This window comes from Rhodanobacter ginsengisoli, assembly GCF_042657065.1.
Classification (GTDB): Bacteria; Pseudomonadota; Gammaproteobacteria; order Xanthomonadales; family Rhodanobacteraceae; genus Rhodanobacter; species Rhodanobacter ginsengisoli.
Map to the genome: position 1 here is coordinate 26,415 of NZ_JBHSNF010000005.1, position 14,730 is coordinate 41,144.

12 protein-coding genes are annotated in these 14,730 nt (G+C 66.0%); 5 read left to right on the plus strand and 7 right to left on the minus strand.

The window, feature by feature from the left end; genetic code table 11:
• Positions 1 to 4: 4 nt before the first annotated feature.
• Positions 5 to 583 carry an imm11 family protein gene (locus ACFPPA_RS17620; RefSeq protein ID WP_377322300.1) on the plus strand — a complete coding sequence of 193 codons (579 nt, stop codon included), beginning with the start codon at positions 5 to 7 and terminating at the stop codon, positions 581 to 583.
• Between the two features lie 501 nt (positions 584 to 1,084).
• Here the strand turns inward: ACFPPA_RS17620 and chrA are convergent.
• The 7 genes from chrA to ACFPPA_RS17655 all read right to left on the minus strand — a co-directional run bounded on the left by chrA (position 1,085) and on the right by ACFPPA_RS17655 (position 9,599).
• Positions 1,085 to 2,494 (minus strand): chromate efflux transporter, encoded by a 1,410-nt coding sequence (gene chrA / locus ACFPPA_RS17625; RefSeq protein WP_377322302.1) that lies wholly within the window; start codon positions 2,492 to 2,494, stop codon positions 1,085 to 1,087.
• Between the two features lie 436 nt (positions 2,495 to 2,930).
• Positions 2,931 to 4,121, minus strand: a complete 1,191-nt coding sequence (locus ACFPPA_RS17630; RefSeq protein WP_377322304.1) for an OprO/OprP family phosphate-selective porin — start codon at positions 4,119 to 4,121, stop codon at positions 2,931 to 2,933.
• Positions 4,122 to 4,247: 126 nt separating this feature from the next.
• Positions 4,248 to 5,366 (minus strand): sulfate/molybdate ABC transporter ATP-binding protein, encoded by a 1,119-nt coding sequence (locus ACFPPA_RS17635; RefSeq protein ID WP_377322306.1) that lies wholly within the window; start codon positions 5,364 to 5,366, stop codon positions 4,248 to 4,250.
• A gap of 9 nt (positions 5,367 to 5,375) precedes the next feature.
• A complete protein-coding gene (gene cysW, locus ACFPPA_RS17640; RefSeq protein ID WP_377322308.1) occupies positions 5,376 to 6,236 on the minus strand; it encodes a sulfate ABC transporter permease subunit CysW in 861 nt (286 codons plus the stop codon).
• Positions 6,233 to 7,057: a sulfate ABC transporter permease subunit CysT gene (gene cysT, locus ACFPPA_RS17645; RefSeq protein WP_377322310.1), complete on the minus strand. Its 825-nt coding sequence runs from the start codon at positions 7,055 to 7,057 to the stop codon at positions 6,233 to 6,235. The genes cysW and cysT overlap by 4 nt, the downstream gene beginning before the upstream one ends.
• Positions 7,058 to 7,059: 2 nt before the next feature.
• The gene (locus ACFPPA_RS17650) at positions 7,060 to 8,058 is read right to left on the minus strand and encodes a sulfate ABC transporter substrate-binding protein (RefSeq protein ID WP_377322312.1); all 999 of its coding nucleotides are present in this window, start codon (positions 8,056 to 8,058) and stop codon (positions 7,060 to 7,062) included.
• A 140-nt stretch (positions 8,059 to 8,198) separates the two neighbouring features.
• Entirely contained in the window at positions 8,199 to 9,599 is a 1,401-nt protein-coding gene (locus ACFPPA_RS17655) for an FAD/NAD(P)-binding protein (RefSeq protein ID WP_377322313.1), read from the minus strand.
• 1,375 nt (positions 9,600 to 10,974) lie between these two features.
• Here ACFPPA_RS17655 and ACFPPA_RS17660 point away from each other — a divergent pair.
• The 4 genes from ACFPPA_RS17660 to ACFPPA_RS17675 are packed head-to-tail and all read left to right on the plus strand — an operon-like array spanning position 10,975 to position 14,726.
• Entirely contained in the window at positions 10,975 to 11,934 is a 960-nt protein-coding gene (locus ACFPPA_RS17660; RefSeq protein ID WP_377322315.1) for a TolB family protein, read from the plus strand.
• Between the two features lie 50 nt (positions 11,935 to 11,984).
• The gene (locus ACFPPA_RS17665; RefSeq protein ID WP_377322317.1) at positions 11,985 to 12,974 is read left to right on the plus strand and encodes a TolB family protein; all 990 of its coding nucleotides are present in this window, start codon (positions 11,985 to 11,987) and stop codon (positions 12,972 to 12,974) included.
• A gap of 13 nt (positions 12,975 to 12,987) precedes the next feature.
• Positions 12,988 to 13,776, plus strand: coding sequence for a hypothetical protein (locus ACFPPA_RS17670; protein ID WP_377322319.1), 789 nt, complete (start codon positions 12,988 to 12,990; stop codon positions 13,774 to 13,776).
• Positions 13,776 to 14,726: a TolB-like translocation protein gene (locus ACFPPA_RS17675; RefSeq protein WP_377322320.1), complete on the plus strand. Its 951-nt coding sequence runs from the start codon at positions 13,776 to 13,778 to the stop codon at positions 14,724 to 14,726. Before ACFPPA_RS17670 ends, ACFPPA_RS17675 begins: the two co-directional genes overlap by 1 nt.
• Positions 14,727 to 14,730 lie beyond the last annotated feature (4 nt).

A 14,730-nucleotide genomic window follows, 5' to 3' on the forward strand; every position in this document is an offset into this window, starting at 1 on the left:
GGTGATGGAAGTGAAGGTATGGGAACTCAAAAGCGGCTCCGTTAATGACTATGCGCCCTTGGTCTTTGCCAGCGACAAGGACGTCGCGTCGGGAATGTTCGACACCTCCGGCGCCAGCCTCTCCTGGTCAAAAAAGCCCAAGGTCGACGTCTTCGTCGAACCTGGAAAGAAGAAACCCAAACCGCTGGCAGACGTCAGTGCGCTGACGCCTGGCGCCCTGGTCATGAACGACAGGGCGAAGGATGCGCTCGAGCCCTTCCTGTCGCGCTTCGGGCAGTTCCTCGAAATGGACTGCGCGGGCGAGCCGCGCTGGTTCTACAACGTGACCAACGTCATTCCCTGCATCGACGAGGCTCGCTCGGCCAAGCGTCCGAGCGGTTCGATCGTGAAGGAGGAATTCTTCGAGGACAGGGTGCCGATCGGCGCGGCGGTGTTCAAGGATCCGCTGACAGCCGCGGCGGTGCTCTATGTCAACGAAGCGGGCAAGGCGGCGCTGGAAACCCTCATCAATGAAGCCGCCATCGTGGGCATGACCCTTGTCGAACTCGGGCCACCTCCCAGGAAGCCTCGTCCGCGCAACTGAGCGGAATGAAGCGGCATCTGCACGTGCAATCCCTCAGCGTGCGCCCCACGGCGAGCACATCCGCAAAGTGACTGCCGAGACTCAGACGCGCCGGCGGATATGATCGCGTTCCCAAGACGAGTGGAGGGCGGGTTGCGACCCTTTGCAGCCGGTTGAGAACGGCTGCTTTCGGGTAGGCCCGTCTTCAACGCTTGACATGTGGGGTTCACGAAAGGCGCAGTGTTTCGGGCATCTCCTCGATCGAGAGGTCATGGAGCAATGTGCAGAGCCCACAGTCTTTAGCTGCTTGCGGAGGGGCTTGGTCTCGCGACAGGGAGAAGTCGAAACCGACCCATTTCCGCCGATAGAGGTGCAGCAACGAGCCAGCGGTTGGCCAACGCTGGCCCAACGGATTGCATGATGGCCTGACAAGGCCCAGATGGAAGGCGGCGAGCCATTGTCCACGCAATCGCCTGTCCAGAAATTCAATATTGTTCTCAGGAGCAACGTGCTTGCTGGTTTTCAAAGGCCTGCATAGCGCAGGGCAACTCCCAGGCAGGCGCAGATCCCAAGCGTCCAGGTCATGCCAACGTGGAAGCGCAGCATGGCGACCATGGCACCGGAAGCCAGCAGCAACGCCGCAGGGTTCAACGTGGCCAGTTGCGGTACGTCGAGATGGATCACGCCGATGCTCAGCGTCCGAACGCTACCGAACAGCGTGTGCTCCATGAACCACACCGACAGATTCAGCACCACGCCCACCACCGCAGCGGTCACGGCGCTGAGCGCGGCGTGCAGTGTGCGATTGCCGCGTAGCGCCTCGATGTAAGGGCCGCCGACGAAGATCCAGATGAAGCAAGGCACGAAGATGACCCAGACCGTCAGCGCCGAGCCAATGATGCCGGCGAGCCAAGGCGACATGCCCGATTGATGCTGGAACGCGGCCATAAAGGCGACAAATTGCAACACGATGATCAGCGGCCCCGGTGTGGTTTCTGCCAGCGCCAAGCCATCGAGCATCTGTGCCGGGGATAGCCAGCCGTAACCGGCCACCACCCGTTGGGCAACGAAAGCCAGTACGGCGTATGCGCCTCCGAAGGTGACCACCGCCGTTTCGCTGAAGAACATACCTTCGCGAGCGAGCACGCTGTGGTGCCCCTGTGCAACGATCACCGCGATGATAGGTGCAGCCCACAGCAGCAATCCGATAGTGGCGGTACGTAGTGCGTGTCGCGGCGACGGCCTGGTATGGGTGGTTTGCCCCCGCAGCATCATTCGGTCGATCACATAGTCTTCGCCAGCCAGCGCTTCGGCCAATGCCGCTGGCGCGAACCACCCGGGCCGCGTTCGCCAGGCGACGCTGCCCGCCAGCGCGGCCCCTGCAATGATCAGCGGGAATGGAACCCGGAAGGCATGGATGGCCATAAAGGCGAGGACGGCCAAAGCGAGAAAGAAGCGTCCCTTCAACGCCCGGTGGCCAATTCGCATCACGGCCTCGACGACCACCGCCAGCACCGCCGCCTTCAGCCCGAAGAAGATCGCCAGAACAATCGGCAGCTGACCGACCGAGGCATAGAGCAGACTCAGTCCAAGCATCACGATCGCTCCCGGCAGCACGAACAGCAGGCCGGCAATGAGTCCGCCAAGCGTGCGATGCATCAGCCAGCCAATGTAAATGGCCAACTGGGCCGCTTCCGGACCGGGAAGCAGCATGCAGTAGTTCAGCGCATGCAGGAACCGCGACTCGCTGATCCAGCGCCGCTGCTCCACCAGTTCGCGATGCATCAGCGCGATTTGGCCGGCCGGGCCACCAAAGCTCAGCCAGCCGATCTTCGCCCATACCTGAGTCGCTTGCGCGAGGGTGATGCGCGGCGTCGATCCCGCATTGGAGATTTCAGACTGGACGTCTGTGTGGTTCTGAGGCGATGGCATCGGAGGCATCGGGGGTGACGAGCGTGAGAGCGAGAACCTGCGCCAGCGTACACTCAAAACGGTGGTCAAGATTGGTGCCAGGCAACACCCGGGCATCGTGCACTTTCCACGGTGCCGCTATAGATTGCTGCCGGTCCCGCCGACACCATCAGAGCGGATTGGGCTGTTCCACCGATCGAAAGCGTTCCTCGTGAGCGGCCGCTTCCGCCGAGGCGCCCCTGCAGGTGCGACGACGGCCGAGCAAGCTGCGATGGGCGGAGACCGCCACCTATTTCAGGCGTTCGCGGAGTTGGATAGCGACACGTGGTGGACGGGACGGTGGAGGCATGCGATGCGTCAAGGGGTGGAGTGGAGATTCCACCCCAAGGATGACCTGTCCCGGAGGCGTGTCGGGAGCTCCGCGGGACAGGACCCCTCATTGCAGATCGCCTACCGATCAAAACTGGATTTGCGCCCTGATCTCCACCACGTTGGGATCCACCGTCAAACCACGTCGGTCGCTCTGGGCGTGCACATAGTTGGCCTGCAGTTTCAGGTAGCGGTTGATGTACCAGTTCGCCCCCAGCGTCCAATCGCGCTCACGACCACCGAGTATCGGACGATCGTCGAGATCGAGTTCGCTATAGCGGATGGCCAGCTCCAGCGCGCCATACGGTCCCTTGGGTTTGATGTTGCCGACGTTGCCGCCGGAGTAGGGCCGCGATTCGCCAGTGACGACCCAGCTGACGAACGCGTAGTAGCCGCTCGCGTTGTAATCCGGGCGTCCTCCATCCGGCTTGACCGCAGCACGAAGGTATTCTCCCTGGACAGACCAGGGGCCGCAGATCCACAAGCCTTCGAGACCCGTCCGATCGATATGGTCGGTCGGGGCGAGGTTGCCCGAATCCACCAGCCTCGCCACCAGTCCGGCCTCGGGGCGAGCACGCAACCGTGCGGTCGGTGGTGTGTAGGTGCCGCGCCCGTTGGTCGTGCCGTCAGGAGATTCCTCAGAGGCGGAAACGCCCAGGTGAATCACGTCACCGGGCCGGTTGTGCGGCACCCACGCGAAGCGGGCAGCCACCATGTGCCCATCGTTGTCGCCATTGAGATCGCCGCCGGTGTAGTAGCCCGCGTTGACCAGGTAGTGTGGACGTTCCCATGCCCAGTCCAGACCGATGCGCCGGTTGGCGTAGATCGCCTGTGTCGGCAGCGCGGCCTCGAGGAACGAGGTGGTACCGGTGCTTGTGTTGCCCTCGAAGCCCACCGGTGTCTTGCTGAATCCGATCCGGAAGGCGCCCATGTCCCTGCCCAGGATGGCCTTGCTCTGCACGCGCAGGTAGGTGTCCAGCCAGGCCTTGGCCTGGAAGTCATAGACCACCGTGGCGTCATAGACGCCTTTCTTCTTCAGGTAGAAGCCGAGCTCCTTGCGCCGGTTGGCCTGTGCATCCGCAAGCCGACCACCGTCGCTCGAGAACCGGTCGACGTCGTATTGGTATTTGAGTACTAGGCCCACGTCGGTGCCGTCGTCGAAAACGTGATGCGTGGGCCAGTTGTCGGCGAAGTTGTACGTGTCGGTCTTGCCTTCGCCCGCGCTTGCCATGGTCGGGATCGCCACCAGCAAGGCGGCCATCAGCGTCGTCTCCTTCATGGGTGTTTCCCTATTCATGGTGTGCCTGCGTGGCCATCGAAGATGACCGGGGCGGCGCAGGCGCAGACCGCCCCGACGCGGTCGGCTGCCAGGCCGGCCACGGGATGGAGAAGGAAGGAATCGCGACTATCGTCGGTCAGGTGGGCGCCAGGTCCAGCGATCACGGATCACGGCGCGGTCACCGTGGTCGTCGTCGAATGGAAACGCAACGAGTCGGTTTGGTGCGACGCGTAGCAAGGCGCCCGGCTGCAGTCCCGGGCGACCGAGATCCTCGCTCGCGACATCGGCCTCCAGCGCCAGGTCGATGTCGGCGACATGGAGATCCAGATGCGCCACGCTACCGGCCAGATATACGTGCCGCAGGCGCGCCTCCCACGCCGGCTGGCCGTCGGGTACGTGCAAGGTGAGGTGCTCCGGGCGCACATAGGCGACGCCCTGACGATAGCGCCCGCCCCACGGATCGGTAGCGAGCGGCCAGGCACCGGCACGCCATCCCTGCGCCTGGCGAGCCAGCGGGATCCGGTTGGTGCGGCCGATGAACTCGCACACGAACGGTGTGGCCGGATCCTGATAGACCGCCTGCGGCGTGCCGACCTGCTCGACGCGGCCGCAGTTCATCACGGCAATGCGGTCGGCAAGCTCCAGCGCTTCCTCCTGGTCGTGGGTCACGAACACGGTGGTGAGCTGCAGCTCCTCGTGCAGTTCGCGCAGCCAGCGGCGCAGCGTGACACGCACCTGCGCATCCAGCGCACCGAACGGCTCGTCCAGCAACAAAAGCTCCGGCTCGACCGCCAGCGCACGCGCCAGGGCCACGCGCTGGCGCTGGCCGCCGGAGAGCTGGCTGGGATAGCGGTCGCCGAGCTCTTCCAGTTGCACGCGCTTCAGCAGACGTTCCACTCGCTCGCGGATCTGCGCACGCGGGGGGCGCCGGCGACGCGGGCGCACGCGCAGCCCGAACGCCACGTTCTCGCGAACGGTCAGGTGGCGAAACAAGGCGTAATGCTGGAACACCAGTCCGACGTTGCGCTCGCGTGCGCTGGCGGCGAGAAAATCCCGATCCGCCTGCATGACGGTTCCCTGGTCCGGGTAGTCCAGTCCGGCGAGAATGCGCAGCAAGGTGGTCTTGCCCGATCCGGACGGTCCGAGCAGCGCAAGGAACTCGCCTGGTGCGATCTGCAGGCTGACGTCGTCCAGTGCGGCGAAGTCGGTGAAGTGGCGGCTGAGCTGATCAAGTAGAAGCGTCATGGGGTGATCTCAGTGGCCACCGGGCGCATGAGCAGCGATCTCGTCGCTGTATCGCCATTCGAGGAAGGTCTTCACCACCAGGGTCAGGAGCGCCAGCAGGGCCAGCAGCGAGGCAATGGCAAAGGCGCCGACGTAGTCGTATTCGTTGTAGCGCATCTCCACTTCCAGCGGCATGGTGGTGGTCAGTCCACGGATGTGGCCGGACACGACGGACACCGCGCCGAACTCGCCCATCGCGCGGGCATTGCACAGCAAGACGCCATAGAGGAGCGCCCAGCGGATGTTCGGCAACGTCACGCGGAAGAACATCTGCCAGCCGTTGGCACCGAGCACGCGGGCGGCTTCCTCTTCTTCGCTGCCCTGTGCCTGCATCAGTGGAATCAGTTCACGGGCCACGAACGGCAGGGTGATGAAGACCGTCGCGAGCACCAGGCCGGGCACGGCGAAGATCACCTTCACGCCATGCGTGGACAGCCACGGACCGAACCAGCCCTGCGCGCCGAACAGCAGCACGTAGACCAGGCCGGAGATCACTGGCGACACCGAGAACGGCAGGTCGATCAGCGCGCCCAGCGCGGCCTTGCCGCGGAACTCGAAGCGAGTCATGGCCCATGCGGCCGCGACGCCGAACACAAGATTGAGTGGCACCGCGATGGCCGCCACCAGCAGGGTCAGCCGGATCGCGGCCAGCGCCTCGGGTTGCTGCAGGCTCACCAGATAGGCGTGCATGCCCTGGCGGAAGGCCTCGACGAACACCGATGCCAGCGGCAGCAGCAGAAACACGCCCAGGAACACGCTGGCCAGCGCGATGATGACGGCATGACCGAGCCGCCGTCCAGCGCTGGCGCTGCGCGACGTGCGGGCGCTCATGCGGCGCGCTCCGCCCAGCGCCGGCTCCAGCGCTGCAGCACGGCGATCAGCAGCAGCAGGATGAACGAGAAGGTGAGCATGACCACGCCCAGCGCAGCAGCGCCGGCATAGTTGAATTCCTCCAGCTTCTGCACGATCAGCAAGGGCGCGATTTCGGAGCGCATGGGAATGTTGCCGGCAATGAAAATCACCGAGCCGTATTCGCCCACCGCGCGCGCCAGCGCCAGCGCAAATCCGGTGAGCAGGGTCGGCACCAGCAGCGGCAGGATCACGCGCAAGAATGTCTGCCTGCGCGTCGCACCCAGGCTTTCGGCAGCTTCCTCCACGTCGCGTTCCAGCGATTGCAGCACCGGCTGCAGGGTGCGCACCACGAACGGAAAGCCGACGAAGACCATCGCCAGCAGCACGCCCAACGGCGCATACGCGACCTGGATACCCATCGGCACCAGCCAGCGGCCGAGCCAACCGTTCGGGGCGTAGAGTGCCGTCAGCGCGATGCCGGCCACGGCGGTTGGCAGCGCGAACGGCAGGTCGATCAGCGCATCGAGCAAGCGGCGACCCGGGAAGCGGTAGCGCACCAGTACCCAGGCCACCAGCAGGCCGATGAACACATTGATCAGCGCGGCCAGCACCGCGCCCCCGAAGCTCAGCTTCAACGCCGCCAGCGTGCGTGGCGACTCGAGCAGGTGGAGCAGACCGTGAAGCCCGATCCCGCTTGCCTTCCATGCCAACGCCGCCAGCGGCAGCAGGACGATCAGCCCCACGTACGCAAGCGCGTAGCCGAGGCTGATGCCGAACCCGGGCAAGACCCGTTTGCGCATGCTCAGTTGCCTGGTCCGATCTGGTCGAACACGCCGCCATCGGCGAAGAACTTCGCCTGCGCCTGGCGCCACGTACCGAAGACATCCGCCAGGGTGAAGGTGTTCACCTTGGGGAATTGCGCGGCGTATCTGGCGGCGATCGCCTCCGAGCGCGGCCGGTAGAAGTTGCGTGCCTCGATCTCCTGTGCCTGCGGCGAATACAGGAACTTCAGATAGGCATCCGCGACCTGCGCGGTGCCATGCGCGTCAACGTTCTTGTCGACCACGGCGACCGGCGGTTCGGCCAGGATGCTAATGGACGGCACGACGATCTCGAACTTGTCACCGTCCGGCTCATGCTTGGCCAGCAGCGCCTCATTCTCCCAGGCCAGCAGCACGTCGCCGATGCCGCGTTGGGCGAACGTGTTGGTGGCACCGCGCGCGCCGGTGTCCAGTACCGGCACGTGCTGGAACAGCGTCTTCACGAAGGCTTTCGCCTTGGCTTCATTGCCGCCGGGCCGCTTGAGCGCATAACCCCAGGCGGCCAGGAAATTCCAGCGGGCACCGCCGGAGGTCTTCGGGTTGGGCGTGATGACCTGCACGCCGGGTTTGATCAAGTCGTTCCAGTCGTGGATGCCCTTGGGATTGCCCTTGCGCACCAGGAACACGATGGTCGACGCGTAGGGCGAGGAGTTATCGGGCAGACGCTGTTGCCAGCCCTTGTCCAGCAGGCCATGGTCGGCCACGGCATCGATGTCGTAGGCCAGGGCCAGTGTGACCACGTCGGCCGGCAGGCCATCGACCACGGCACGCGCCTGCTTGCCCGAGCCGCCATGGGACATCCGGATGGTGACGGTGTCGCCATGCTGGGCCTTCCACTGGGCAGTGAATGCGCTGTTGACCGCCTTGTACAGCTCGCGGGTGGGGTCGTAGGACGCGTTGAGCAGCGTGACGTCCCTGGCCATGGCGGAAGCGGCCAGCAGGGTGCCGGTGATGGCGGACAGTACGGTGCGAATCTTCATCGTCGTGGTCTCCCCGTATCGAGATGAACGGTCAGGCTAGTGGCGCATCGAGCGGCAGGTGAAATCCCCAATTGGCATGTGGATATGCCGGAGATGTGTTTGCTTTTAGACGTCCATATGCCACTAACGTTCTGATGACGTTATCCTCGCGAAGCAGCTTGTGCACTTGATAGGTCATCGGAAGGGGCAAGTGTCTGGGCCAGTCGGCTCGCGGCGGTTCGGATTTCCGGCATGGCCGTGCACTCCCACAGGTTGCCACGCAACAACGAGCCGAGGCCGTAAAGCCCCGGTTGCACCCGGCCTTCGGCATCAAGCAACTGACCGTCCGGCCTGGCGGCGATCCCCAGTTGCAGCGGATCAGGCGTGGCCAGGCCCTCGCGCAGGAGCTGGTCCAGAAGAATGTCGCGCGCATAGGCGACGGCGGTATCCAAGCCCGTGGCCTGAATCACCCGGTCCGCCTCGATCGTGCTCGTCAGCTGGGTCGCCCGGCTGCGCACCGTGACAGCCAGCGGGCCGCGCCCGTCGACGGCGAGTACGCGGGCGGCATGGACCTGCAGCCGCCCGGATTCGATGAGCGCCTGCACAGTTTCGAATGACGCCGGTGCGGTGCGGTGGCGCGAGGCCTCCCAGACCCAGCGCAGGTGTCGCAGAAACTGACGACGCTGTGCCAGCGTGAAGCCCTGCCACAGCTTGGCGTTGACCGACCGCATGCCGTCGATCACAGCGCGCCAGTCAGTCACCGAAGGACTGGCCAGTGCGTTGCGCACCAGGCGCACCATGGACGCTGCGCCGTCACACGCAAGCAAGTCGGCATTCAGTTCATCCTGGTGCACGTACGGCGCCAGCGGCGATGCCGAATGGCGGAACGGCAACAGGCCATGGCGGGACACCGCGACCAGTTCTGCCCTTGGCCAGCGCGTGGCGGCAGAGATGAGCGTGTCGACCGCGGTCAGTCCCGTACCGATGACAAGCACGCGACGTGGCGGACTGACCGGCTCCTTCTGGTTCCAGGGATCTAGCACGTAGACGTCACTGGCCAGCGCCTCTGTCGAGGCGGTCTTCAAGGGACGAGGTGCCAGCGCGCCGATCGCCAGCACGACCGCATCGGCCATGAGCGCGTCGCCATGCTCCAGTTCGATGCGATAGCGGTGGTCCACGTCCCGATGGATCGCCGCTGCCTTCACGTGGTGTATCTGGAAGTGGGAGCCGTGGCCGTGGGCTTCACTTATGCACGCGCGCACCTGGGCCTCGATGAATTCGCCGAAGAGCCGGCGCGGCAGGAAGTCGCTGCCTTGCGCCTGGCCAAGGCAGCGGTTGGCATGCTGAAGGAAGTCGTCCTTCTGCTCGGCGAACAATCCCATGCCCGCTGCTCGCACGTTCAAGAGATGCCGGTCGTCGTCCGTAGCGTAGGCCACGCCGCGTCCTGGAGAAGCGCATCCGGTGATCCAATGAACAGTGCCGCGATGACCCGGTCTTCGCAGCAGTTCGCCGAAAACCGCGGCGCCCGCGGCGCCGCCACCGATGATTGCGATGTCAGTCATGCCAAATTCCCTGCGTTAAACGGACACCTTGCCTGCCGACTCATCGCGCGATGAGTCGCCAGCCTCGTCCCCATGGTTGGATCAAAGGTGCGCGAGCTCCAGCTCGCTGCGTTGCGGGATGCTGTCCCAAAGGCCCCCGCTATCCCGTTCGCAGCCGCGATAGGGTTCCAGCGCACCGCTGCAGGCCTGCAACGACCGCGCCGGTCGCTGCGCGGACAGGCTCCTGCAGCCGTCAGCGCCATCGCGCGGAAGCACCCCGCCAGCCGCGGGAAGCCTGTCGCGCCATCGGGCATGCGCGAACGGGCGAGCCAAGTGCACAACGTCCAGGAGGTTGCTGGTGCCGACTGTTAGCGCCATGACTGCCCATGCTCGATGGCTCAGGACAGCGGCACCGCTCTTGATGGCATCGTGCATAAACATCACCTGAACTCGTGGGCTCGGGGCTAAATCAATCATGGAGCTGGTTAAGGAATTGCTAGCGAATTGTCCGTCGTGGATCTGCGGGAGAGCAACCGCTCGGCCAGTCTCCATTCATGGCTGCGGCAAAACAGGCACAGAGCCGATTGTTGCGTCCGGGAAAGGGGCGGACTGTTCGCCGTGATGACTTGCAGTGATTCGAAATTCGTCTTACGTGCAGTGCGACGTGGGCACATGAGCATCGCTTGCGCATGAATGCCAACCACTTTGGCTCTGGTAATTGATAGTGACCACCGGAGCGCGTGAACCCCGTAGACCGCAACTGAGCGCCAAGCGATCCATCACTCGTGTCACACCTGTGTGTGGGCCATGCAGCCGGGGTTCTGCCCCGTGAACGCGAACACTTCCAAGAAGACCGATGATCGGCAACACGCCGTGGCAAGTGAATCTCCAACGTCTGCTATCGAGCAACCCGACTCAGGAGGCGACCGTCTCCTCCTGGCCGATGACGGGCATCGTCCTAATTTCGAATAGCCGTCCAATACCGTCCACCTTTTGCTCTCGCGGCGACGCGGCGGTTTCGCACCGAGTGCGGGCCAGATCGAAAGCTTTCCGGGGCGAGCGCTGCGTTGCGTGCGTCGGCGTGGATCGGCGAGACGGGATCGGCGCGATGGCGCTTCTGGTTGCCGACGGGTCCCACCGTGGGCGAACCGCTGCCGGCCAGCCGGGCGACTTCCTGCTGCATCGCGCCGCTGCTTCGCTGATTCCGCTGTTCGTCCTTCTACCCATATCGGGCATGTGCATGAACCAAAGGGGCGGTTGCGCGACGCGGTCGAACCGGTTACCCCACGTTGACAACCGCCGGTCACAGCGAATCCCCACTCATCACAAAGCGGCAGCGATGCGCCACCACCCCCGCGCAGACTCGACCGCACCCTCGCCCCGTTGAGCAATTCGCATGACCCAGCGCCCGCTCACCCTGCTCGCCCGCAGCCTGCTCGCACTGAGCCTGGCCAGCATCGCCGTCGTCCACGCCACCGACATCGCGCCCGCCACGCCGCAGATCTTCGCGCCCGGCGCGATCTCCGGTCCGGCGGGCGTGGATTGCCTGACCTTCGCGCCCGGCGGCAACACCGTCTACTTCGACCAGCAGGCGGGCTGGAACGGCTTCATCATGGAATCGCACCGGGTGGGCAACAGCTGGAGTGCGCCGCGGATCGCGCCGTTCTCCGGGCAATGGCAGGACCACGATCCGGCGATGGCGCCGGACGGCTCGTTCCTGGTGTACACCTCCAACCGGGCCGACGTGGCCGGCGGACCGGCGCTGCATGGCGGCCACCTGTGGCGGGTCGATCGCCGTGGCGACGGCTGGAGCACGCCGGTGCGGCTGCCCGACGCGGTGAACGACGCGCCGAGCATCTACGCACCCAGCGTGGCGGCCAACGGCGACGTGTACTACCAGCGACGCGACGAGCCCGAGCACGAGTTCCACCTCTATCGCACGGCCTGGCGCAACGGCCGCTACCAGCCGCCGCAGCGGCTGGCGCTGGGCGATCCGGCCGCGCATGAGCTGGACCCGGCGATCGCGCCGGACCAGTCGTTCATGGTGTTCGACGCCAACTACGCCGGCAAGGACAAGCCCGACCGGCTGTACATCGTTTTCCGCGAAGGCGATGCCTGGAGCACGCCGATCGATCTCGGCGATGCGGTGAACCGCTACGAACCCTGGGGTTCGCACCTGGGCCCGGACGGGCGCACGTTGTACTTCACCAGCAACTACACGGCGAAGGTGAGCTACCCGCGCTCGTCCGCGCAGGCTCGCGCGGACCTGGCGCGCATGCGCGCGTGGGACAACGGCAACAACCACATCTGGCGCCTGTCGCTGGCGCCGTGGCTGGCCGTTCACCACCGGCACTGATCATTCCTCCCCGCCAGCGCGACCTTCCCGCGGTCACCCAAGGAGATCCCATGTCCGCCCGCCATCTCATCCTGGCCGCCTGCGCCGCGGTGGCCATGATCGCGCCGTTGGCCAGCCGCGCGGCAGCAGCAGCCGAGCTGCTCGGCCCCGGCGTGATCTCCACCGGTCTGCAGGAGACCTCCGCGGCGTTCGCGCCGGACGGCAACACGGTCTATTTCCTGCGCTCGGACCTGGGCGAAAAGGATGACACCATCGTCTACTCGCAGCGCCGAGACGGCCGCTGGTCGGCGCCGCAGGTGGCTGCCTTCTCCGGTCGGTGGCACGACTCCGAACCGGCCTTCTCGCCGGACGGACAGCGCCTGTATTTCGTTTCCAACCGCCCGCTGCAACCGGGCGGCGCATCGCTGATGACCGGAATGGCAGGCCATCGCTTCGCCGGTACGAACCTCTGGTACGTCGAGCGACAGGGCGATGGCCGCTGGGGCACGCCGGTACACGTCGATGGCGCGCTCAACGACGGCGCACAGATCTACAACCCGTCGATCGCCGCCAACGGCGACATCTACTTCTCCGCGCACCGCGCCGATTCCGGCAAGCTCTACCAGATCTACGTGGCGCGCCGAACCGCGCAGGGCTATGCCGGGCCCGAGCGCGTCGACCTGGGCGACCTCGCGCACAACCGCATGGACCCGGCGATCGATCCGCAGCAGCGGTTTGTGCTGTTCGCCGGCGACGAGGGCGATTCGCTCGGCCGCGCCGACATCTACATCGCCTTCCGCCAGGCCGGCGGCCGCTGGGGCAGGCCCGAGCACCTGGGCGGCGACGTCAACAGCGAGGACCTGGAAAACGCGCCCGCGCTGGGTCGCCGGTTCGGCGAGCTGTACGTGTCGAGCAACCGGCAACCCGCGGTGCATTTCCCGAAGACCCGCGACGACGCGCCTTCGCTCCAGCGGCGCCTGTCCGGACCACTCAACGGTTCGCGCAACATCTGGCGCGTGGACATTTCCGACGCGCTGCGCGCGAACGGCATTGCGCCATGACGATGGAGGCGACATGAAACCCACCCACATCCTGCCCGCCCTGTTCTCCCTGCTCTCCCTGCCGGCCGCGGCCGGTGGCGCCACGCCACTGGCTGCCGCCCCGGCGCTGTCGCCGGCATTTCATGCCGGCGACACTTTCGGCACTGTCTTCTCGCGCACCATCGCCATCCAGGCGCCCGGCGTCGACGACGCAGTGCATCGTGTCAGCGGCACCGCCACCTATCGCGTGATCGACGCCGTGGCCATCCCGCCGCGCCTGCACATCGACTACCACTACGATGGCCGGCCCGCCGGCAGCGGCACCGTGGAGCTGCCGGACGGCGGCGCCACCAACTGCTTCGACGGCAAGTGCGCGCCCAACACCGACGCCAGCGGATTGGCCTACGACCCGCTGCTGTGGGGCCGGCCGTCGCCCACGCTGCGCGTGGGCCAGCGCTGGACGGTGACTATCGCCGCGCCCTGGGAGCTGGGCCCGGCCGGCCGGCAGACGGTAACCGTGGTGGCGTTCGATCCGGCCAGCCACCTCGTCACGCTGGAGCGCGAAGGCAGCGGCAACGGACCCTGGCTGGGCGATGCGCCGCAACTCACGCTGACCCGCGGCGGCCGCTCGTACAAGGTCACGCGGCGGGCCGGCCGCGCGCACTGGCATGGGCGCACCACTTTTCAGGACGGCATCGTGCTCAGCGACGAGTTGATCAGCGTGCGTGAGGTCACACTCGAGTCCGCCGAGCTCGGCCGCATCGAGGGAGTCGAGCGCCAGTACATCCTGCTCGATGCCACGCCGCGGGAGGCCGCACACTGATGCATACCGCTAACGCGGCCCACGCCGCCCGCCTCTGCCTGACCGTGGGCCTGCTGCTTGCCGGCGCCACCGTGCGCGCCGCCACGCCCGACCTCGCCGCGCTGCAGCCGGTCACGCTGGACGGCATCATCCACCCCGACAGCGACGACACCCTGGCCTTCACCCCGGACGGCAACACGGTGTTCTTCGACCGCAGCAGCGGCCCGCACAAGACCATCATGGTCTCGCACCGGGCGAACGGCCGCTGGTCCCGTCCGCAGGTGGCCGGCTTCTCGGGTCGCTGGTTCGACCAGGATCCGCTGGTCGCGCCGGATGGCAGCTACGTGCTGTTCAATTCGGATCGCCCCGTGCGGCCCGACGGCAAACCGCTGGTGCAGGACTACTTCGCCGGTGGCGTCGCGCCCGGTTCGAACATCTGGCGGGTCGATCGCCAGGGCAAGGGCTGGAGTGCGCCGGTCTGGTTGGGGTCCGTCGTCAACAACGATGTCTTCGTGGATTTCGCCAGCGTCGCCGCCGATGGCAGCCTGTATTTCATTCGCTGGGACCCGCGGGCGAAGGCGATGCACACCTGGCGTTCGGCGTACCGCGACGGCAAGTATCTGCCGCCCGGGCGCGCACGGCTCGGCGACCCCGTCGTTTCCACCCACGATCCCGCCGTGGCGCCCGACCAGTCCTTCATCGTGTTCGACTACGGCAAGGTGAAGGGTGGCCTCGGGCGCCTGTGCATCGCCTTCCGCGAGGGCGATCACTGGGGACGGCCGATCGATCTCGGCGACGCGGTCAACCGGGACCGGCCATGGGGTGCGCACCTCGCGCCGGACGGGCACACCGTCTACGTCACGGGACAGTCGGGCATCTGGCGACTTTCGCTGCTGCCGTGGCTGCACCGGCATGCGGCGGGCGGCGTGACGGACGACAAGGCCCCCGGCGGGACGCGCCATCGGACATGATGGC